We start from the raw sequence: 19,580 nt of genomic DNA, 5'->3' as shown, positions 1-19,580 counted from the left end.
CTCCCAACGTGTCCCTGCACCTGCGCTTTTTTGAAGGCGGCAACGCCGTCAGCGACTTCAAAGTCCAGCAGCTCCTGCCCCGCCTCGCGGGCATTTCCGACAAGATCAACGGCCTTTCGGCCCGCTTCGTGCACCTGGCGAGCTTCGACGGCGAGCCCGACGCGGCCACGCTGCAGCGCGTGGGCGAGCTGCTGACCTACGGCGAACCTGGCACCCCGGCGCACGCCCAGCTGGAAACGGCCGGCGCGCCGGCCCTGCTGGTGATGCCGCGCCTGGGGACGGTCTCGCCCTGGGCCTCCAAGGCGACCGACATCGCCCACAACTGCGGGCTGAGCCTGCACCGGGTGGAGCGCCTGGTCGAGTACCGGGTCGGCCTCAAGTCCGGCCTGCTGGGCAAGAAGGCCAGCCTGTCCGAAGAGCAGCTGCGCGCCGTGGCCGACCTGCTGCACGACCGCATGACGGAAAACGTCTCGCTCGACCGCAGCCAGGCCCAGGCCCTGTTCACCGAGCTGCACCCCGCGCCCATGGAGCAGGTGGACGTGCTCGGCGGTGGTCGCACCGCGCTGGAGCGCGCCAACGCCGACTGGGGCCTGGCCCTGGCCGACGACGAGATCGACTACCTCGTCAACGCCTTCAACGGCCTCAATCGCAACCCGACCGACGTCGAACTGATGATGTTCGCGCAGGCCAACAGCGAGCACTGCCGCCACAAGATCTTCAACGCGCAGTTCACCATCGACGGCGTGGCGCAGGACAAGAGCCTGTTCGGCATGATCCGCCACACCCACCAGCAGGCGCCGCAGCACACCGTGGTGGCCTACTCGGACAACGCCTCCATCATGGAAGGCAGCGTGGTCGAGCGTTTCGTGGCCCGCGCCGGCGGCGACGTCTCGCCGGCCTACGCCGCCGAAACCGCCACGCACCACGTGCTGATGAAGGTGGAGACCCACAACCACCCGACCGCCATTTCCCCGTTCCCGGGCGCCTCCACCGGCGCGGGCGGCGAAATCCGCGACGAGGGCGCCACCGGCCGGGGTTCCAAGCCCAAGGCCGGCCTGACCGGCTTCACCGTTGGCAAGCTCTGGGGCGGCCTCTCCGACCAGCCGGGCGGCAAGCCCGAGCACATCGCCAGCCCGCTGCAGATCATGACCGAGGGCCCCCTGGGCGGCGCGGCCTTCAACAACGAGTTCGGCCGGCCCAACCTGCTGGGCTACTTCCGCGAGTACGAGCTGGCGGTGGACGGCGTGCAGCGCGGCTACCACAAGCCCATCATGATCGCCGGCGGTGTCGGCGTGATCGACGCCATCCAGACGAAGAAGATCGAATTCCCGGCCGGCTCGCTGCTCATCCAGCTCGGCGGCCCGGGCATGAAGATCGGCATGGGCGGCAGCGCGGCCAGTTCCATGGCCACCGGCACCAACGCCGCCTCGCTGGACTTCGACTCCGTGCAGCGCGGCAACCCCGAGATCGAGCGCCGCGCGCAGGAGGTCATCAACCACTGCTGGCAGCAGGGCGAGAACAACCCCATCCTGGCGATCCACGACGTGGGCGCGGGCGGCCTCTCCAACGCCTTCCCCGAACTCACCAACGACGCCGGCCGGGGCGCGCGCTTCGACCTGCGTGCCGTGCCGCTGGAAGAAAGCGGCCTGGCGCCCAAGGAAATCTGGTGCAACGAGAGCCAGGAGCGCTACGTGCTGGCGATCGCTCCCGAATCGCTGGCCACGTTCCAGGCCTTCTGCGAGCGCGAGCGCTGCCCGTTCGCCGTGATCGGTGTGGCGACCGAAGAGCGCCAGCTGGTGCTGGCCGATGAGGGCGCGCCGAGCCCTGTGGACATGCCGATGAACGTGCTGCTGGGCAAACCGCCCAAGATGCACCGCGACGTGAAAAGCGTGGCGCGCCAGGCGGCCCCGCTGGCGCTCACCGGTGTGAACCTGCAGCAGGCCGTGATCGACGTGCTCAGCCACCCGACTGTGGCCTCCAAGCGTTTCCTCATCACCATCGGCGACCGCACCGTGGGCGGCCTGTCGCACCGCGACCAGATGGTCGGCCCCTGGCAGGTGCCGGTGGCGGACTGCGCCGTGACGCTGGCCGACTACAAGGGCTTCGCGGGCGAGGCCATGAGCATGGGCGAGCGCACGCCGCTGGCCGCGCTCGACGCCGCCGCGTCGGGCCGCATGGCGGTGGCCGAGGCCATCACCAACCTGCTGGCCGCGCCCATCGAGCTGCCGCGCGTGAAGCTCTCCGCCAACTGGATGGCCGCCTGCGGCGAACCGGGCGAAGACGCCGCGCTGTACGAGACCGTCAAGGCCGTGGGCCTGGAACTCTGCCCGGCGCTGGGCATTTCCATCCCGGTGGGCAAGGACAGCCTGTCCATGCGCACCCAATGGAGCGAAGGCGGCGAGACGAAGAAAGTGACTTCGCCGGTCAGCCTGATCGTGAGCGCCTTCGCCACGCTGGCCGACGTGCGCGGCACGCTCACGCCGCAACTCAACAATGCGCTCGAAGACACCACGCTGGTGCTGATCGACCTCGGCAAGGGCCGCCACCGCATGGGCGGCAGCGTGCTGGCCCAGGTGCTGGGGCAGGGCGGGGGCGAGGTGCCCGACCTGGACGACGCCCAGGACCTGGTGAGCCTGGTCAACGCGGTGAACGCGCTGCGGGCCCAGGGCCAGATCCTGGCCTACCACGACCGCAGCGACGGGGGCCTGCTGGCGGCGGCCGCCGAAATGGCCTTCGCCGGCCACGTGGGCGTGGCGCTCAACGTGGACCTGCTCGTGACCGAAGGCGATGGCATCAGCGACAGCCGCGCCGAGATGGGCGACGCCAAGAACTGGGCCGGCCAGGTCAGCGCGCGCCGCGAGGAACTCACGCTCAAGGCCTTGTTCAGCGAAGAGCTGGGCGTGCTGCTGCAGGTGCGCACCGAGGACCGCAACGCCGTGATGCAGACCCTGCGCGAGCACGGCCTGTCCAAACACAGCCACTTCGTCGGCAAGACCCGCCCGGCCTCGTCCACCATGGACGCCGGCAAGGGCCAGCTGCAGGTCTGGCGCGACACCAAGGCCGTGTTCTCGGCCAGCCTGTTCGACCTGCAACAGGTCTGGGACAGCGTGAGCTGGAAGATCAACCAGCAGCGCGACAACCCGGCGGGCGCCGATGCCGAACACGCGGCCGCCGGCCGGCCCGACGACGCCGGCCTGCACACGAAGCTGACGTTCGACGCCACCGACAACGTGGCCGCGCCGTACCTCAACCTGGCCCGGCCCAAGGTCGCGATCCTGCGCGAGCAGGGCGTGAACTCGCACGTGGAGATGGCCTACGCCTTCACCCAGGCCGGTTTCGAGGCCTTCGACGTGCACATGACCGACCTGCAGACCGGCCGTGCGAAGCTGGCCGACTTCAAGGGCGTGGTGGCCTGCGGCGGCTTCAGCTACGGCGACACGCTGGGCGCGGGCATCGGCTGGGCGCGCAGCATCACCTTCAACCCCGGTCTGTCCGAGCAGTTCCAGGCCTTCTTCGGCCGCGACGACACCTTCGGCCTGGGCGTGTGCAATGGCTGCCAGATGTTCGCCGAGCTGGCCGACATCATTCCCGGTGCCGAGGCCTGGCCGCGCTTCACCACCAACCAGAGCGAGCGCTTCGAGGCGCGCCTGTCCCTGGTGGAGGTGCTGGACTCGCCCAGCCTGTTCCTGCAGGGCATGGCCGGCAGCCGCCTGCCCATCGCGGTGGCGCATGGCGAGGGTTACGCCAACTTCCGCCACCGGGGCGACGCCAGCAAGGCCATCGCCGCGATGCGCTTCACCGACCACGGCGGCGCGGCCACCGAGGCCTACCCGTTCAACCCCAACGGCAGCCCGGGCGGCCTGACGGCGGTGACCACGGCCGACGGCCGCTTCACGGCCATGATGCCGCACCCCGAGCGCGTGTTCCGCAACATCCAGATGAGCTGGACCGACCAGGACCCGGCCGCTTTCAGCGCCTGGATGCGCCTGTGGCGCAACGCGCGCAAGTGGGTCGGCTGACCGGACGCATCCCATCGGCCATCGAACTGCCCAAAGCCACCCGCGACGAGGCGATCGCCTCGATCCAGCGTTACTTCGACGCGAACATGGACGAGCGCATCGGCAACATCGCCGCCGGTGGCCTGCTGGGCTTTTTCCTGGAGGAGATCGCGCCCGCGGTTTACAACCAGGCCGTGGCCGATGTGCAGGAACGCCTGCAGGCGCGCGTGGCGGAGCTCGACATCGAAGTGCACGAGGACGCTTTCACCTACTGGCGCAAGCGGGAGAAACCCGCCAAGGGGAGATGACGCATGGCCCGAGAACTCTTTCTGCCTGAGGGCACCGCCACCGATTTCGCCACCGACGGCGCCGTGGTGCTGCGCGGGGTGTTCAATGCCGACGAACTGGCCCTGCTCGAACGCGGCATCGAGCACAACCTGGCGCATCTGAGCCCGCTGGCGCTGGTGGCGAGCGAACCCGACGACCCGGGCCGTTTCGTCGAGGACTTCTGCACCTGGCAGGACAACCCGTCGTACCAGCGCATCCTGCGCGATTCGGCCCTGCCGCACATCGCCACCCAGCTCATGCACAGCCGCACGGCCCGGATCTACCACGATCATTTGCTGGTCAAGGAGCCTGGCACGCGCCAGCCCACGCCCTGGCACCAGGACCAGCCGTACTACAACGTCAGTGGCCGCCAGAACGTGAGCTTCTGGATTCCCGTGGACCCGGTGCCGCTGGCCAGCACGCTGCGTTTCGTGGCCGGCTCGCATGCCGGCACCTGGTACATGCCGCGCACCTTCCGCGACCAGCAGGCCCGCTGGTTCCCCGAAGGCACGCTGGCCGAGCTGCCGGCCATCGACGCCGAGCCCGACCGTTTCCGCCAGTTGGCCTGGGCACTCGAGCCCGGCGACTGCGTGGCCTTCCACATGCTCGCGCTGCACGCCTCCAGCGGCGTGGGCCCGGGGCAGCGCCGTCGCGTGTTCTCGGCCCGCTACCTGGGCGAAGACGCGCGCCATGCACCCCGGCCCTGGCGCACCTCGCCGCCGTTTCCCGGCCTAGCCGAGCGCATGGCCGATGGCGCCGAGCTCGACGATCCCCTGTTTCCGCCCGTCTGGCCCTCCCACGACAACACCCACTCCTGAAAGGGCCGCCCCATGGCCGGAACCAGCCTGCTCGCGCTGATCGACGACATCGCCACCATCCTCGACGATGTGGCCCTGATGACCAAGGTGGCGGCGCGCAAGAGCGCGGCCGTGGCGGACGACGTGGCTGCCATGACCCAGCTGGCGGCCAAGAAGACCGCCGGCGTGCTGGGCGACGACCTCGCGCTCAACGCCCAGCAGGTCACCGGCGTGAAGGCCGACCGCGAGCTGCCCGTGGTCTGGGCCGTTGCGCAAGGGCTCGCTCCTCAACAAGGCCATCCTGGTGCCCAGCGCGCTGGTCATCAGCGTGATCGCCCCCTGGGCCATCACGCCGCTGCTGATGCTCGGCGGCCTGTTCCTGTGCTTCGAGGGCGCCGAGAAGCTGTGGCACGCCTTCGGCCCGCACCAGGCGGAAGACGCGGCGAACCGCGAAGCGCTGGTGGAGGCCGCGGCCAACGAAAGCGTCGATCTGGTGGCGTTCGAGCAGCAGAAGATCAAGGGCGCGGTGCGCACCGACTTCATCCTGTCGGCCGAGATCATCGTGATCACCCTGGGCACGGTGGCCGCCGTCGGCATGGGCCAGCGCATCGCCGTGCTGGTGGGCATCTCGCTGATCATGACCATCGGCGTCTACGGCCTGGTGGCGGGCATCGTCAAGCTCGACGACCTGGGCCTGCACCTCAACCAGCAGGCCGCGGCCTGGAAACAGTCCCTGGGCCGCGGCATCCTCGCGGCCGCGCCCTGGCTGATGAAAACGCTGTCGGTGGTCGGCACCGCCGCCATGTTCCTGGTCGGCGGTGGCATCCTGGTGCATGGCATCCCAGCGCTGGGCCATGGCATCGAGGCCTTCGCCGCCACGCTGGGCTGGATCGGCTCGCTCGCTTCCAGCCTGGCGGGCGCGCTCGCGGGCCTGGTCGCCGGTGGGGTGGTGCTGGCCCTGGTGAGCCTGGGCAAGCGCCTGCGCGGCGGCGCGAAGACCGCCTGAGTGCCTCAGGCGGTCGTGGCAGGCCGCGTGCGGTAGAACTTCAGCGGGCTGGCCGGCACGGCCTGCATCACGGCGGGCTTGATGCGCCCGACCACGTGCATCTCGCAGGGCTTGCAGTCGAAGCGCAGCGTGAGTTTCTCGCTGCCGTGCGTGATGCTCATGGGCTCGGCGCGGATCGTGCCCTGCACACCGGTGACGCCCTTGGCCTGCTTGGGGCACAGGCTGAGCGAGAAGCGCACGCAGTGTTTGGTGATCATCAGGCTCACTTCGCCTTCTTCCTCGTGGCTCTCGTAGGCCGAGGCGATCACCTTCACGCCGTGTTTCGCGTAGAAGTCGCGCGCCTTGTGGTTGAACACGTTGGCCAGGTAGGTCAGGGTGTCTTCCGGGTAGCTCACCGGTGGCTCCACCGGGGTGGCGCGGGGCAGGCGCTGCCAGGCCGAGGCGCGCGCGGCTTCCAGCGCGGCGATGGCGTCGCGCCGCAGCGGGTTGAGCAGCGAGGCCGGCACGAACCAGGGTTGCGAGAGCTGCAGCGACACGTCGATCGGCTCGAACACCGTCTCACCCAGGCGAGAGAGCCCTTCGCGCAGCCGGGCCTCGGCCTGGGCGGCGTCCTTGGCCGGCTCCAGCGCGCCGGGCAGGGTGGCAGCGGCGCAGTGGCCGTCTTCGTCGGTGGCGGTGAGCGTCAAGCCCTCGGCCGTGTCGTCCAGCCGCAGCCAGACGCCGATGCGGCGGTCGGCCGATTTTTTCTCCAGCGTGCGCACCCAGTCCACGTCGCGGTTGCGGTTGACCACCGTGCCGCGCTTGAGGTGGCGCAGGCCCTCCATCGCGTCCTTGGGGAACACGCGCCACTGGCCCGGCGTGCCCGTGGGTTCGGCGCGGTTGATCTGCAGGCCCACCAGTTCCTTGTGCAGGTCGAGGTAACACAGGCCGTCGCCGTTGTGCACCACGGTGGCTGGGTCGTCGGTTTCGATCTCGACGAAGTTGGGCCCGACCTTGCTCACCCAGCCGATGGGCCGGCCCGGGTTCTTGGGCGTGTCGAAGGCACCGATGTCCTCCTGGCGGCCCTGCACGAAGTAGTCGGTGAACTCGCGGTTGAAGTTCTGGCCGGGGTCGGGGGTGAAGCCGAAGGTGCAGCGGCCGCTCGAGGCCCGGCCCAGCTCGGGCCGCTCGTCCAGGATCTGATCGAACAGGCGGCGGTAGTGCGCCGTGATGTTCTTGACGTAGCCCATGTCCTTGTAGCGGCCTTCGATCTTGAAGCTGCGCGCGCCCGCGTCGATGAGCTCGCGCAGGTTGTCGCTCTGGTTGTTGTCCTTCATCGAGAGCACGTGCTTGTCGTGCGCGACGATGCGGCCCTGGCTGTCCTTCACCTCGTAGGGCAGGCGGCAGGCCTGCGAGCAGTCGCCGCGGTTGGCGCTGCGCCCGGTGTGGGCATGGCTCACGTAGCACTGGCCGCTGTAGGCCACACACAGCGCGCCGTGGATGAAGAACTCGATCTGGCAGCGCTCGGCATCCAGCACGTCACGGATCGCGGCGATCTGCGGCAGCGTGAGTTCCCGCGCCAGCACCAGCTTGGACAGGCCCGCGTCCTGCAGGAAACGCGCCTTCTCGGGCGTGCGGATGTCGGTCTGCGTGCTCGCGTGCAGCTGGATCGGGGGCAGGTCGATCTCCAGCAGGCCCATGTCCTGCACGATCAGCGCGTCCACGCCCGCGTCGTACAGCTGCCAGGCCAGCTTGCGCGCGCCCTCCAGCTCGTCGTCGCGCAGGATGGTGTTCATGGTCACGTAGACGCGGCTGCCGAAGCGGTGCGCGTGCCGGGCCACGCGCGCGATGTCCTGCACGCGGTTGTCGGCGCTGGTGCGCGCGCCGAACGAGGGCCCGCCGATGTAGATCGCATCGGCGCCGTGGTTCACCGCCTCGATGCCGATCTCGGCGTCGCGGGCGGGGAGAGCAGTTCAATCTGGTGGGGCAGCATGGCGGTCGGTCGTGGAGCGGGCAGAATCGGGCCAGGAAAAACAGCCCGATATTGTCCAGGAGAACGTCCATGTCCCCAAGCCCCGACACCCCAAAAACCGCTGTCGTGCTGGTCCACGGGGCCTGGCACGGCGCCTGGTGCTGGCGCCGCGTGCTGCCGCTGCTGCGCGGCGCGGGCGTGGAGGCGCACGCCGTCACCCTCACCGGCGTGGGCGAACGCGCCCACCTGCTCAGCCTGGCCGTGGACCTGCACACCCACATCCAGGACGTGTTCGGCCTGGTCGAGGCCGAGGAACTGCAGCGCATCGTGCTGGTGGGCCACAGCTACGCGGGCGTGGTGGTCACCGGCGTCGCCGACCGCCTGCAGCGCGAGCGCCCCGGCTGCCTGGCGCACCTGGTCTACCTGGACGCGGCCGTGCCGTATCCCGGCGACAGCTGGAGCAGCCACCATTCGGCCGAAACCAAACAGGCCCGCGCCGATGCCGCGAAACCCAGCGGCGGCCTGAGCTTTCCGCCGCCCGACGCCAAGCTGTTCGGGCTGGAGGGTTCAGACCGCGATTGGGTGAACCGCCGCCAGACCCCCCAGCCTTACCGGCTCTACCAGCAACCGCTGGATTTTGACGCCGCGCTCGTGAATGCCGTGCCCCGCACCTTCATCGACTGCACCTCGCCCGCGCTGCGCCACCATCGCTCCCGCGCGCGAGCGCGTGCGCCGCGAACCCGGCTGGCAGGTGCTGGAGTTGGCCACCGGGCACGACCCGATGGTGAGCGAACCGCAGGCCCTGGCCGAGATGCTGCTGGGCATCCACCGCGCTTCCGCCGCCTGAAAGCACCGCCGTGGCACAGCGCCTGGACCGCATCGACCTGCTGCGCGCGGCGGCCATGCTGTGGATGACCGCGTTCCATTTCTGCTTCGACCTGGATTTCTTCGGCTTCATCAACGAAGACTTCTACCGCGACCCGGTCTGGACCGGGCAACGCACCGCCATCGTCAGCCTGTTCCTGTTCACCGCCGGCCTGTCCCAGGCCGTGGCCCTGCACCAGGGGCAGACCTGGGCGCGCTTCTGGCGGCGCTGGCTGCAGGTGGCCGGGGCGGCGCTGCTTGTCACGGCGGGCTCGGTGGCCATGTTCCCGAACAGCTTCATCTACTTCGGCGTGCTGCACGGCATCGCGGCCATGCTGATCATCGTGCGGCTCACGGCGGGGTGGGGCGCCTGGCTGTGGTGGCTGGGCGCGCTGGTCATCGCGTTCAAGTTCGCGGCGCCACACGCCATCGCCACCTGGCCGGCGCTGGACGTGCTCAACACCCCGGCCCTCAACTGGCTGGGCCTGATCAACCGCAAGCCGATCACCGAAGACTATGTGCCGCTGGCGCCCTGGCTGGGCGTGATGTGGTGGGGCATGGCGGCCGGCCAGTGGGCCCTGTGGCACCGGCCGCACTGGCTGGGCACGGCCGACGCGGCGGCCACCGGTGTGCGAAGGGGCCTGGTGACGCTGGGGCGCTGGAGCCTGTCTTATTACCTGCTGCACCAGCCGGTGCTGCTGGGCCTGGTCTGGGTCGCCGCCCAGATGCGCTGAGCGGACGAGCGCCGGGCACAAAAAAAGCGCGGACCGGCCGCGCTTTTTCGTGTAAGAGGCGAAACGCTTTACTGGATCTTGGCCTTTTCGCGCAGCGTCTTCTGGAACTCGGCCAGCTTCTGTTGCTGCATCTGCTGCTCGATCTGCGGCTTGATGTCCTCCAGCTTGGGCAGTTCGGCGGTGCGCACGTCGTCCACGCGGATGATGTGCCAGCCGAACTGCGTCTTCACCGGCTCCTGCGTCAGCTGGCCCTTTTCGAGCTTGACCATGGCTTCGGAGAACTCCGGCACGTAGCTGGCCGCGGCCGCCCAGTCCAGGTCACCCCCGTTGGCGCCGGATCCCGGGTCCTTCGACTGCTTCTTGGCGATCTCTTCGAACTTGCCGCCCTTCTTGAGGCTGGCGATGATGGCCTTGGCTTCGTCTTCCTTCTCCACCAGGATGTGGCGCGCGCGGTATTCCTTGCCGCCGTTGGCCGCCACGAACTTGTCGTACTCGGCCTTGACGTCGACGTCGGTCACCGGGTTCTTCTTCTGGTAGTCGGTGAAGAGGGCTCGGATCATGATGGTCTGGCGCGCCAGTTCCATCTGGTTCTTGTATTCCTCGGTGGCGGCGATGCCGCGCTTCTGCGCTTCCTGCATGAAGACCTCGCGCAGCACCACTTCTTCCTTGAGCTGGGCGCGCACGTTGTCGTCCACCGGGCGGCCGGAGGCGGCGATCTGCTGCTCCAGCACCGTCAGGCGCGCCGTGGGAACGGGCTTGCCGTTGACGATGGCCACGTTCTGTGCCAGGGCCCAGGGCGCTGCCGTGATGAGGGCAGCCGCGGTGAGGGCCGTCAGGGAGAATTTCATGGTGTTCCTCGGGATAAAAGGGGGTTGGAGCCGCCGCCAGGGGCAGGGTTTCAGCAATCAGGTATCAGAACGTAGCGGCTGAATGGGGTGTGGTCGGCCTTCAGGCCTTGATTTCGATGGCCAGGGCATGCAGCCCCGCCTCGGTGAATTTTTGCAGCGCATCATACACAAGGCGGTGCTGCGCCACCCGCGTGCGGCCAACGAACGCGGGCCCGCCGATGCGCACACGGAAATGCGTGCCATAGCCCAGGCCATTGGCGCCCGCATGGCCGGCGTGGGCCGCGCTTTCGTCCAGCACTTCGAGCACGGTGGGGGTGAGGGCTTCGCGCAGGCGCGCCTCGATCGCGGCGGCGGTGGGGACCACGGCGGTGTCGCTCATTGGAGTACCTCCACCCTGCGGGCTGCGGTGCGAGCCCCCTTCGGAGCGGCCGGGCGGGAGCTCATGGCTTCTTCTCCACGGCGTCGTCGTCCTTGAGGTAACGCGCGATGTACAGGCCCTGGCCCACGATGAAGACCACCGGGAACACATAGCCCCAGAGCTTGAAGTTCACCCAGTCTTCGGTCGAGTAGTAGGCCGCCACATAGGCGTTGATGCCCGCCATGAACAGGAAGTAGCCGACCCAGGCCACGGTGAGCCGGGCCCACACGTTCGTGGGGAGGTTGAGCTGGCTGCCCAGCAGGATCTGCAGGAAATTCTTCTTCCAGATCCACAGGGCGGCCGCCAGCACGATCGCCATGCTCGCGTACAGCACGGTGGGCTTCCATTTGATGAAGCGCTCGTCCTGAAGGAACAGCGTGAGCGCACCGAACACCAGCACCAGCACCAGCGTGACCTTGTGCAGGGTCTGCAGCTTGCGGTCGAGCGCGTAGATGAGGGCGGTCTGGACCAGGGTGGCGGCCATCAGCACACCGGTGGCGGTGTAGATGTCGGCCATCTTGTAGGCCACGACGAAAAGGCCGATGGGGAAAAAATCGATGAGAAAACGCATGCGGCGATTATCGGGCTTGGATATGACGCATCCTTAAGCGGGGCTTTGGGCGCGGCGGCCGAGCGGAACTTGCGGCCCGGCAGAGGCTCTCTATCGTGTCCCCGGTCCCGATTCACCCTTTCTCCAGGAGCCTCGCGCGCATGACCCCACAGGAACAGCAGTCCATCCTCTCCATCGCCTTGCTGGCCGCGTTCGCCGACGGCAACAAAGCCGACGCCGAGCGCGAAGCGATCCGGCGCATGGCCGAATCGCTGCCGCACGAATCGGGCGGCACCGTGCTGGTGCGCCTGTACCAGGACGTGCTGCTCAAGCGCGTGTCGCTGGCCGATGCGGTGGCCGGCCTGCCGGACGCCGGGCAACGGCAGCTCGCCTACGAAATGGCGGTCTGTGTGTGCGACGCCGACGGACGGCAAAGCCCGGCCGAGGCGGCTTTCCTGAGCGATCTCAAGGCCCGCCTGAAGCTGGACGCGGGCGAGGCCGCCGCCTTCGAGCGCGAGGCGGATGCCGTCCTGGACGCGGCGGAGAAGGCGGTGCCGGTCGCCGTGCCCGTGGCGCCCCCGGTGGTCGCCGCCAGCGTGGCGCCGGGCGTGGACCTCGACAAGTCCATCCTGAACTACGCGCTGCTCAACGGCGCGCTGGAGCTGCTGCCGCAGTCCTGGGCCTCGATGGCCATCATCCCGCTGCAGGTGAAGATGGTCTACGCGATCGGCAAGGCGCACGGCGTGGAGCTGGACCAGGGCCACATCCGCGAGTTCATCGCGGCGGTGGGCGTGGGCCTGACCTCGCAGTACCTGGAGCAGTTCGGCCGCAAGCTGCTCGGCGGCCTGCTCGGCAAGGCCGCCGGGCGCACCGTGGGCCGCCTGGGCGGCGCGGCCACCGGCATGGCGTTTTCGTTCGCCACCACCTACGCGCTGGGCCAGGTGGCCCGGCGCTACTACGCGGGCGGGCGTGTGATGAGCACCGAGCTGCTCAAGCAGAGCTTCCAGGACCTGCTGGGCCCGGCCAAGCAGATGCAGGCGCAGTACCTGCCGCAGATCCAGCAAAAAGCCGCGACCCTGGATGCAGGTCAGGTGATGCAGATGGTGCGCGGCGGGGTATAGACGAGAAGCACCCCTGCGCCGCCTTCGGCGTCTCCCCCCTCGAGGGGGCGCACCCAGCGGCCCGGCAAAGCCGGTTCCGCGGGTGCTCTGGTCAAGCGGAGGCGGCGACCGGCTGCTGCGTGGCCATCGCCTCGGCGGCGATGCTCAGCGAGCGCAGGCGCAGCGCGGGGTCGAACAGGTCGCTCACGATCATGAACTCGTCGGCCTGGGTCACCTGGGCCAGCGACTGCAGGCCCGCGCGCACGGTCTCGGGCCCGCCGATCACGGCGGCGGCCAGGAAATCGGCGATCGCCGCCTGTTCCTGCGCGTGCAGGCCTTGCATGAAGCCCTTCACCGGTGGCGGCAGCTGGCCGCGCTTGCCGGTGAGGATGCCCAGCACGCGCTGGTAGGTGCTGCTCGCGAGGTACTCGGCCTCTTCGTCGGTGGGCGCGGCCACCAGCGGCACGCCCACGACGGCGTAGGGCTCGGCCAGCGTGGGCGAGGGCTGGAAGCGCGTGCGGTAGACATCCAGCGCCTGCAGCAGCAGGCGCGGCGCGAAGTGCGAGGCAAACGCATAAGGCAGGCCGCGCTCGGCCGCCAGCTGCGCGGAAAACAGGCTCGAACCCAGCAGCCAGATCGGCACGTTGGTGCCCGCACCGGGGTTGGCGATGAGCCGCTGGCCGGGCGAGGCGGGGCCCAGCAGGTGCTGCAGCTCGGCCACGTCGCGCGGGAAGTCGGCCTCGGTCTCCACGCGGTCGCGCCGCAGCGCGCGCATGGTGTGCGGGTCGGTGCCGGGCGCGCGGCCCAGGCCGAGGTCGATGCGGCCCGGGTAGAGCTCTGCCAGGGTGCCGAAGGCCTCGGCCACCACCAGCGGCGCGTGGTTGGGCAGCATGACGCCGCCCGAGCCGATGCGCATGCGCTTCGTGCCGCCCGCGATGTGGCCGATCAGCACGGCCGTGGCCGAGCTGGCGATGCCGCTCATGTTGTGGTGCTCGGCCAGCCAGTAGCGCGTGAAGCCGAGCGACTCGGCGTGCTGCGCGGTGCGCAGGGCCACGGCCAGCGCGTCGGCCACGGTGCCGCCTTCGCGCACGGCCACCAGGTCGAGCATGGACAGGCGGATGTCGGAGAGGTTTTTCATGCCGGGAGGAAGCCTTCGATGGAGAGATACCGCTCGCCGGTGTCGTAGTTGAAACCGAGCACCACGGCCTTGGCCGGCAATTCGGGCAGCTTCTGCGCGATCGCCGCCAAGGTGGCACCCGAGGAAATGCCGACCAGGATGCCTTCTTCGCGTGCGCTGCGCCGCGCCATGTCGCGCGCGGGTTCGGCGTCGACCTGGATCACGCCGTCGAGCAGGCTGGTGTCGAGGTTGTTGGGGATGAAGCCCGCGCCGATGCCCTGGATGGGGTGGGGCGAGGGGTTGCCGCCGGAGATGACGGGCGAGGCCGACGGCTCCACCGCGAACACCTTGAGCTGGGGCCAGCGCGCCTTGAGCACGCGCGCCACGCCCGTGATGTGGCCGCCCGTGCCCACGCCGGTGATGAGCACGTCGATGCCGTCGGGGAAGTCGGCCGCGATCTCTTCGGCCGTGGTGCGCACGTGCACGTCCACGTTGGCCGGGTTGTTGAACTGCTGCGGCATCCACGCGCCCGGCGTGGCGGCCACGATCTCCTCGGCGCGCGCGATCGAGCCCTTCATGCCCTTCTCGCGCGGGGTGAGGTCGAAGCTGGCGCCGTAGGCCAGCATCAGGCGGCGGCGCTCGACCGACATGCTGTCGGGCATCACCAGGATCAGCTTGTAGCCCTTGACGGCGGCGACCATGGCCAGGCCGATGCCGGTGTTGCCCGAGGTGGGCTCGACGATGGTGCCGCCGGGCTGGAGCGCGCCCGAGCGCTCGGCGTCTTCCACCATGGACAGGGCGATGCGGTCCTTGATGGAGCCGCCCGGGTTGCTGCGCTCGGACTTGATCCAGACCTGCTGGCTCGCGTCGCCGAACAGGCGCTGCACGCGGATGTGCGGGGTGCGGCCGATGGTGTCGAGAATGTTCTGGGCTTTCATGGCGTGTCCTTCTTCGGTTGGTGCTCCAGCGAGGCGGAGTTCATGCAATAGCGCAGGCCGGTGGGGGAGGGGCCGTCTTCGAACACGTGGCCCAGGTGCGCGCCGCACTGGCTGCACACGGTCTCCACGCGCACCATGCCGTGGCTGCGGTCGGTGATCTCGGTGATGGCGCCCGGCACGGCCAGCGAGAAGCTGGGCCAGCCGCAGCCGGCGTCGAACTTGGTGTCGGCGTCGAACAGCTTGTTGCCGCAGCAGATGCAGTGGTAGCTGCCGTCGGCCCAGACCTGCTCGAACTTGCCGGTGAACGGGCGTTCGGTGTGGGCATGGCGGGTCACGTCGAAGGCGCGCGGCTCGGCGCCTTTGGCGGCCAGCAGCTCGCGCCATTCGGCTTCGGTTTTCTGGACGGGGAAGTTCATCGGGAGGTCTCCTAGGACGAGCAACTGATTTCGATCTGGCTGGCCCAGTCGGGCGGGAAGGCCGCCAGGTCTTCCTGGCCAGGGGCTTCCTCAAATGGGTGCTCCAGCGCGTTTTGCAACCGGGCAAGCTCGCTGAAGTCGCCCTGCTTGGCGCGCTGGATGGCGATTTCGCCGAGGTGGTTGCGCAGCACCACCTGCGGGTTGGTGCGCAGCATGAGGGCCTGCGTGGCGGCGGCATCGAAACCGGGCTCGGTCCGCAGGCGCTCCTGCCAGCGAATGGCCCAGGCATCGAAGGCCTCGCGCTGCAGGAACAGGTCGCGCACCGGGTCGAGCGGGCCGGCCACGGCGTGGCTCAGGCGGCGCCAGAAGATGGTGAAGTCCACCGCGTCGGCCGCCATCAGCTTCATCAGCGATTCGGTGAGCTCGGCGTCGCCATCTTCCGCGCGGCCCAGGCCCAGCTTGGCGTTCATGCGGCGCTGCAGCGCGGCCGGCATCAGCGCCTTGTAGGGCTCCAGCGCGTCCAACGCCTGCTGCTGGTCGTCCATCAACGGCAACAGCGCCTGGCCCAGCGCGAACAGGTTCCAGTAGGCGATGTTGGGCTGGCGGTTGTAGGCGTAGCGCCCGCCGGTGTCCGAGTGGTTGCAGACGTGGCCGGGGTTGAAGGCGTCGAGAAACTGGAACGGCCCGTAGTCGATGGTCAGACCCAGGATGCTCATGTTGTCGGTGTTCATCACCCCGTGGCAGAAGCCCACGGCTTGCCACTGCGCCACCATTTCGGCGGTGCGCGCGCTCACGGCCTCCAGCAGGGCCGCGTAGGGGCTGCCCGGTGCTTCGCGGCAGGCGGGGTAGAAGCGGTCGATCACGAAGTCGGCCAGCTGGCGCAGCTCGCCGTGCAGGCCGTGGTGCGAAAAGTGCTCGAAGTGGCCGAAGCGGATGAAGCTGGGCGCCACACGCGTGACCACGGCGGCGGTCTCGATCTCCTCGCGGCGCACCGGCGCGGGCGAGCCCGTGACGCACAGCGCGCGGCTGGTGGGAATGCCCAGGGCGTGCATGGCCTCGCTGCAGAGGAACTCGCGAATCGAGCTGCGCAGCACCGCGCGGCCGTCGCCCATGCGCGAATACGGCGTGAGGCCGGCGCCCTTGAGCTGCACCTCCTGCGGGCCGGCAGGCGTGTCCACCTCGCCCAGCAGGATGGCGCGGCCGTCGCCCAGCTGGCCGGCCCATTGGCCGAACTGGTGGCCGCTGTACACGCTGGCCAGCGGCTGTGTGCCCGCGATGGGCAGGTTGCCGGTGAAGGCGTCGAGCGCGGCGGGTGAGGACAGCCAGGTCCGGTCCAGGCCCAGCAGATCGGCCACGGCCGGGCTCGTGCCCACCCAGTGGGGCGAGGGCAGGGGGGTGGGGGCTCTGAGGGTGTAGAAGGCTTCGCCCAGGCTGGCGAATCGGTTGTGCCAGGCCAGGCCAAGCGCCAGGCTGGCGGCCATGTCGACGGGTCGGTTCATGTCCACCATTGTCCGCATCGGGGCCGACATGGCGGGGCGCAGGGTCAATCCGACGCGTTCAGCGACGCGGCCAGCGGCTCGCTCTCGGCCAGGCGGGCGCGGTACTGCCCCGGCGACACGCCAAACCAGCGCTTGTTGGCGCGGAAGAAGTTGCTCTGGTCGGCAAAACCCAGCAAGTCGGCCACCTAGCCCAGGGTGTAGCGGTCTTCGGCCAGGTACTTCTGCGCCAGGTCGCGCCGGGCGTCGTCCAGCAGCTGCTGGAAGTTGGTGTCTTCCTCGCGCAGGCGGCGCTGCAGGGTGCGGTCGGCCATGGCCAGGCTGCTGGCGATGTCTTCGCGGCGCGGCTCGCCGAGGTGCAGGCGGTGGATGATTTCCTCGGTCACGCGCTGGCCGGTGCTGGCATGGCCCAGCCGCACCAGGCGCGACTCGATCACGCGCTGGTGCATGTCGAACAGCACCGGGTCGCTGGAGAGCAGCGGCATCTCCAGGTCCCGGTTGGTCAGCAGCAGCCGGTTGCGCGGCTGGCCGAAGCGCACCGGGCAGCCGAACGCCGCCACATAGGGCCGGGCATCCGCCGGCTCGGGGTCGACGAACTCCACGGCCTGGGGCTGCACGTCGCGCCGCGTGATCCAGCGGCACAGCGTGGCCACCGTGAGCAGGCTGTATTCCAGGCGCTGGCGCGGCAGCGGCCGGGTGTTGCCGATCAGGCCCAGCACCATCCAGTGGTTGCTGCCGTCGGGTTCGAGGTCGAGCGTGATCGCGTCCGAGATCACGGCGTAGTAGCGCGAGAGGTTGATCAGCCCGGCCTTGAGGGTCGGGCTGCGCCAGCATCACGTAACCCACCATGTCGAAGTTGACATGCCGCGCCGGCAGCTCGCGGTCCATGCCCAGGGCCGGGTTGCCAGACCAGGCGACGGCCAGTTCCCACAGGCGGGTGATGTCATCGACTTCGACCCGCCCGTCCGGGTCCTGCAGCAGGGCGTCGTCGATGCGCGCGCCGGCCAGCAGGCGCGGCGCGTCCAGGCCCCGGGAGGCAAACATGTCGGCGAGGCATTTGACCCAGAGGGCGGAACTGCTTCTTCGGCTGGGGTGGTGGCGTCGTGAAGTCACTCGATTGGTCGTGTTGCGATAGCGGCGTATCGGGCACCCGTTCCTAGAATTTCCGAGGACGGTGGGCATCGGCGGGAAGCTGGAATTCAAAAGGATTTCAGGCGCTGGCGCAAGCGGGTTATCGCTTCAAAGAATCACAGGAGACAAGACATGGGCAGCAACACACGGTGGTGGGTGGCGGGCGCAGCCTGCCTGACTTTGATGGCCTGCGGCGGCGGCGGGTCCGGCGAGACGCCGCCCGTCCCGGGGCCGGAGGTCCGGCAGATCGCCCAGGGCACGATCAAGGGCCGCAACGACGCGGCCTCCAACGGCACCTACGCCTGGAAGGGCATTCCGTTCGCCCAGCCGCCGGTGGGCGCGCGGCGCTGGAAGGCGCCCGCGGCGGTGGCGGCCTGGAGCGGCACACGCGACACCACCCAGTTCGGCGCGGCCTGTCTGCAGAACGGCCGCCTCTACGGGCCGGGCGCCAACAACCGTTTCGACGCCACGATCGGCGCGACGCTGAACACGCCGGTGGGCAGCGAGGACTGCCTGTTCCTCAATGTGTGGCGGCCGGCCAGCGCCACCACCGGGCTGCCCGTGATCGTCTTCGTGCACGGCGGCAGCAACATCACCGGCTACACCGCCGACCCCATCTACGACGGCGCGGCCCTGGCGCGCAGCGCCAATGCGGTGGTGGTCACGCTCAACTACCGCCTGGGCGTGCTGGGCTTCATGAACCTGCCGCAGCTCAAGACCGGGCTCGACAGCGCGGAGGATTCGGGCAACTTCGCCCTGCTCGACATCGTGCAGGGCCTCAAGTTCGTGCAGCAGAACGCCGCCGTCTTCGGTGGCAACGCGGCCAACGTGACGCTGATGGGGCAATCGGCCGGCGCGACCAACGTCTGGTCGCTGGTCGCCTCGCCGCTGGGCGCGGGCCTGTTCCACAAGGCCGTGCCGATCTCGGGCGGCATTTCGCTGGCGAGCAACCTGCCGGTGGGCACCATCCCCTCGCTGAACGACGCAGCGGCCTCGCTGGCGCAGGGCAATGCGCTGCTGGCCCGGCTGGTGATCGCCGATGGCCTGGCCGTCGACCTGCCAACGGCGCAGGCCTACATCGCCACGCAGTCGGCGCCGCAGGTGGCGGACTACCTGCGCGGCAAGGCCGGCGGCACCGTGCTCACCACCTTGCTGGCCAACAACCTCACGGGTTCGGGCCCGATTCCCGACGGCACGGTGTTGCCGCTGAACCCGATCAACGAGTTCGCGGCGGGCCGTTACAACAAGGTCCCCGTTCTGGCCGGCACCACGGCGGAAGAGGGCAAGCTGTTCCCCAGCTTCCTCACGCTGCTGGGCGGGCCCGCCGGCTTCATCGTGACCGACGCCCAGCTCTTCAACCTGCTGTTCGGCTTCGACCCGAATGCGCCGACGCTGCTGACCGAGGGCGACTTCCTCAACGCCGCGTACCTGCCGTCCAACGCGGCCGTGACCGGCTGGACCGCGCGGGCCGCGCAACTCACGGCGGCGTCCTTCGGCGTTGGCCGCGACAACGTGCTCAACACGCTGCGCACGCAGCAGGCCGACATCTGGCACTACCGGTTCGACTGGGCGCAGCAACCCGCGCCGTGGAACACGGTGTATGGCGCCGCGCACGCCTTCGACCTGCCGTTCGTGTTCGGCAACTTCGGCCCTTCGCTGTTCGCCAACGCCATCGGCGGCAACGCCAACCGGGCAGGGCGCGAGGCGCTGTCGGGCCACATGATGGCCAGCGTCGGCCAGTTCGCCCGCACCGGCAACCCCAACCACGCCACACTGGGCGCCACCTGGCCGGCCTGGCCCGGTCAGCTGCATTTCAACGCCTCGCTCACGGCCGCGCAGATCAGCGCCGTGCCTTGAGGCAGATCAAGCCACCGCCATTCACCCCATTC

Annotated in this window: 16 protein-coding genes and 3 pseudogenes; 8 read left to right on the top strand and 11 right to left on the bottom strand. The window is 69.4% G+C overall.

Annotated elements, in window-relative coordinates:
* Nucleotides 1-8: 8 nt before the first annotated feature.
* From purL to ACFJI0_RS11090, 4 genes and pseudogenes are all read left to right on the top strand, one after another.
* The gene (gene purL / locus ACFJI0_RS11105; protein WP_382324947.1) at nucleotides 9-4,019 is read left to right on the top strand and encodes a phosphoribosylformylglycinamidine synthase; all 4,011 of its coding nucleotides are present in this window, start codon (nucleotides 9-11) and stop codon (nucleotides 4,017-4,019) included.
* Nucleotides 3,989-4,306: a DUF2164 domain-containing protein gene (locus tag ACFJI0_RS11100; RefSeq protein WP_382324945.1), complete on the top strand. Its 318-nt coding sequence runs from the start codon at nucleotides 3,989-3,991 to the stop codon at nucleotides 4,304-4,306. The genes purL and ACFJI0_RS11100 overlap by 31 nt, the downstream gene beginning before the upstream one ends.
* A 3-nt stretch (nucleotides 4,307-4,309) precedes the next feature.
* The gene (locus tag ACFJI0_RS11095) at nucleotides 4,310-5,143 is read left to right on the top strand and encodes a phytanoyl-CoA dioxygenase family protein (RefSeq protein WP_382324943.1); all 834 of its coding nucleotides are present in this window, start codon (nucleotides 4,310-4,312) and stop codon (nucleotides 5,141-5,143) included.
* A gap of 12 nt (nucleotides 5,144-5,155) precedes the next feature.
* Nucleotides 5,156-6,128 (top strand): annotated as a pseudogene (locus tag ACFJI0_RS11090) (DUF808 domain-containing protein).
* Between the two features lie 5 nt (nucleotides 6,129-6,133).
* Here ACFJI0_RS11090 and ACFJI0_RS11085 read toward each other — a convergent pair.
* A pseudogene (locus ACFJI0_RS11085) lies at nucleotides 6,134-8,100 on the bottom strand (U32 family peptidase).
* 69 nt (nucleotides 8,101-8,169) lie between these two features.
* On the opposite strand from ACFJI0_RS11085, the gene ACFJI0_RS11080 reads away from it, so the two are divergent.
* Together ACFJI0_RS11080 and ACFJI0_RS11075 are read left to right on the top strand one after the other, a co-directional pair.
* Nucleotides 8,170-8,994 (top strand): alpha/beta fold hydrolase, encoded by an 825-nt coding sequence (locus ACFJI0_RS11080; RefSeq protein WP_382324941.1) that lies wholly within the window; start codon nucleotides 8,170-8,172, stop codon nucleotides 8,992-8,994.
* The gene (locus tag ACFJI0_RS11075; RefSeq protein ID WP_382325614.1) at nucleotides 8,982-9,677 is read left to right on the top strand and encodes a heparan-alpha-glucosaminide N-acetyltransferase; all 696 of its coding nucleotides are present in this window, start codon (nucleotides 8,982-8,984) and stop codon (nucleotides 9,675-9,677) included. Before ACFJI0_RS11080 ends, ACFJI0_RS11075 begins: the two co-directional genes overlap by 13 nt.
* A 68-nt stretch (nucleotides 9,678-9,745) precedes the next feature.
* Here ACFJI0_RS11075 and ACFJI0_RS11070 read toward each other — a convergent pair whose 3' ends face one another.
* The 3 genes from ACFJI0_RS11070 to ACFJI0_RS11060 form a co-directional block, all read right to left on the bottom strand.
* The gene (locus ACFJI0_RS11070) at nucleotides 9,746-10,525 is read right to left on the bottom strand and encodes a peptidylprolyl isomerase (protein ID WP_382324939.1); all 780 of its coding nucleotides are present in this window, start codon (nucleotides 10,523-10,525) and stop codon (nucleotides 9,746-9,748) included.
* 100 nt (nucleotides 10,526-10,625) lie between these two features.
* Nucleotides 10,626-10,904: a BolA family protein gene (locus ACFJI0_RS11065; protein ID WP_382324937.1), complete on the bottom strand. Its 279-nt coding sequence runs from the start codon at nucleotides 10,902-10,904 to the stop codon at nucleotides 10,626-10,628.
* A gap of 61 nt (nucleotides 10,905-10,965) precedes the next feature.
* Nucleotides 10,966-11,514, bottom strand: a complete 549-nt coding sequence (locus tag ACFJI0_RS11060) for a septation protein A (RefSeq protein ID WP_382324935.1) — start codon at nucleotides 11,512-11,514, stop codon at nucleotides 10,966-10,968.
* A 140-nt stretch (nucleotides 11,515-11,654) separates the two neighbouring features.
* Between ACFJI0_RS11060 and ACFJI0_RS11055 the strand changes: the two genes are divergently transcribed.
* Complete coding sequence (locus ACFJI0_RS11055) at nucleotides 11,655-12,614, top strand: YcjF family protein (RefSeq protein ID WP_382324934.1); 960 nt, start codon at nucleotides 11,655-11,657, stop codon at nucleotides 12,612-12,614.
* Nucleotides 12,615-12,705: 91 nt separating this feature from the next.
* Here ACFJI0_RS11055 and ACFJI0_RS11050 read toward each other — a convergent pair whose 3' ends face one another.
* The 7 genes and pseudogenes from ACFJI0_RS11050 to ACFJI0_RS11020 form a co-directional block, all read right to left on the bottom strand.
* Complete coding sequence (locus ACFJI0_RS11050; RefSeq protein ID WP_382324933.1) at nucleotides 12,706-13,731, bottom strand: LLM class flavin-dependent oxidoreductase; 1,026 nt, start codon at nucleotides 13,729-13,731, stop codon at nucleotides 12,706-12,708.
* Complete coding sequence (cysK, locus tag ACFJI0_RS11045) at nucleotides 13,728-14,648, bottom strand: cysteine synthase A (RefSeq protein ID WP_382324931.1); 921 nt, start codon at nucleotides 14,646-14,648, stop codon at nucleotides 13,728-13,730. Before cysK ends, ACFJI0_RS11050 begins: the two co-directional genes overlap by 4 nt.
* Entirely contained in the window at nucleotides 14,645-15,064 is a 420-nt protein-coding gene (msrB, locus tag ACFJI0_RS11040; RefSeq protein ID WP_382324928.1) for a peptide-methionine (R)-S-oxide reductase MsrB, read from the bottom strand. Before msrB ends, cysK begins: the two co-directional genes overlap by 4 nt.
* Nucleotides 15,065-15,075: 11 nt before the next feature.
* A complete protein-coding gene (locus tag ACFJI0_RS11035) occupies nucleotides 15,076-16,563 on the bottom strand; it encodes a YdiU family protein (RefSeq protein WP_382325612.1) in 1,488 nt (495 codons plus the stop codon).
* A gap of 44 nt (nucleotides 16,564-16,607) precedes the next feature.
* Entirely contained in the window at nucleotides 16,608-16,748 is a 141-nt protein-coding gene (locus ACFJI0_RS11030) for a helix-turn-helix domain-containing protein (RefSeq protein WP_382324926.1), read from the bottom strand.
* Nucleotides 16,749-17,336, bottom strand: coding sequence for an AraC family transcriptional regulator ligand-binding domain-containing protein (locus ACFJI0_RS11025; RefSeq protein ID WP_382324924.1), 588 nt, complete (start codon nucleotides 17,334-17,336; stop codon nucleotides 16,749-16,751).
* A gap of 109 nt (nucleotides 17,337-17,445) precedes the next feature.
* Nucleotides 17,446-17,604 (bottom strand): annotated as a pseudogene (locus ACFJI0_RS11020) (AraC family transcriptional regulator ligand-binding domain-containing protein); the annotation flags it as partial.
* A gap of 219 nt (nucleotides 17,605-17,823) precedes the next feature.
* On the opposite strand from ACFJI0_RS11020, the gene ACFJI0_RS11015 reads away from it, so the two are divergent.
* A complete protein-coding gene (locus ACFJI0_RS11015; protein ID WP_382324922.1) occupies nucleotides 17,824-19,548 on the top strand; it encodes a carboxylesterase/lipase family protein in 1,725 nt (574 codons plus the stop codon).
* Nucleotides 19,549-19,580 lie beyond the last annotated feature (32 nt).

The organism is Hydrogenophaga sp. UC242_53 (genome assembly GCF_042696965.1).
Lineage (GTDB): Bacteria > Pseudomonadota > Gammaproteobacteria > Burkholderiales > Burkholderiaceae_C > Hydrogenophaga.
This window is presented reverse-complemented; position numbering and strand designations above follow the sequence as displayed.

Bases quoted from the DNA above. Each gene is read 5' to 3' on its own strand.
- ACFJI0_RS11095 (WP_382324943.1), top strand. From the start codon at position 4,310: ATGGCCCGAGAACTCTTTCTGCCTGAGGGCACCGCCACCGATTTCGCC.
- ACFJI0_RS11075 (WP_382325614.1), top strand. From the start codon at position 8,982: ATGCTGTGGATGACCGCGTTCCATTTCTGCTTCGACCTGGATTTCTTC.
- cysK (WP_382324931.1), bottom strand. From the start codon at position 14,648: ATGAAAGCCCAGAACATTCTCGACACCATCGGCCGCACCCCGCACATC.
- ACFJI0_RS11035 (WP_382325612.1), bottom strand. From the start codon at position 16,563: ATGAACCGACCCGTCGACATGGCCGCCAGCCTGGCGCTTGGCCTGGCC.
- ACFJI0_RS11050 (WP_382324933.1), bottom strand. From the start codon at position 13,731: ATGAAAAACCTCTCCGACATCCGCCTGTCCATGCTCGACCTGGTGGCC.
- ACFJI0_RS11055 (WP_382324934.1), top strand. From the start codon at position 11,655: ATGACCCCACAGGAACAGCAGTCCATCCTCTCCATCGCCTTGCTGGCC.
- ACFJI0_RS11015 (WP_382324922.1), top strand. From the start codon at position 17,824: ATGGGCAGCAACACACGGTGGTGGGTGGCGGGCGCAGCCTGCCTGACT.
- msrB (WP_382324928.1), bottom strand. From the start codon at position 15,064: ATGAACTTCCCCGTCCAGAAAACCGAAGCCGAATGGCGCGAGCTGCTG.
- ACFJI0_RS11065 (WP_382324937.1), bottom strand. From the start codon at position 10,904: ATGAGCGACACCGCCGTGGTCCCCACCGCCGCCGCGATCGAGGCGCGC.
- ACFJI0_RS11070 (WP_382324939.1), bottom strand. From the start codon at position 10,525: ATGAAATTCTCCCTGACGGCCCTCACCGCGGCTGCCCTCATCACGGCA.
- ACFJI0_RS11080 (WP_382324941.1), top strand. From the start codon at position 8,170: ATGTCCCCAAGCCCCGACACCCCAAAAACCGCTGTCGTGCTGGTCCAC.
- ACFJI0_RS11060 (WP_382324935.1), bottom strand. From the start codon at position 11,514: ATGCGTTTTCTCATCGATTTTTTCCCCATCGGCCTTTTCGTCGTGGCC.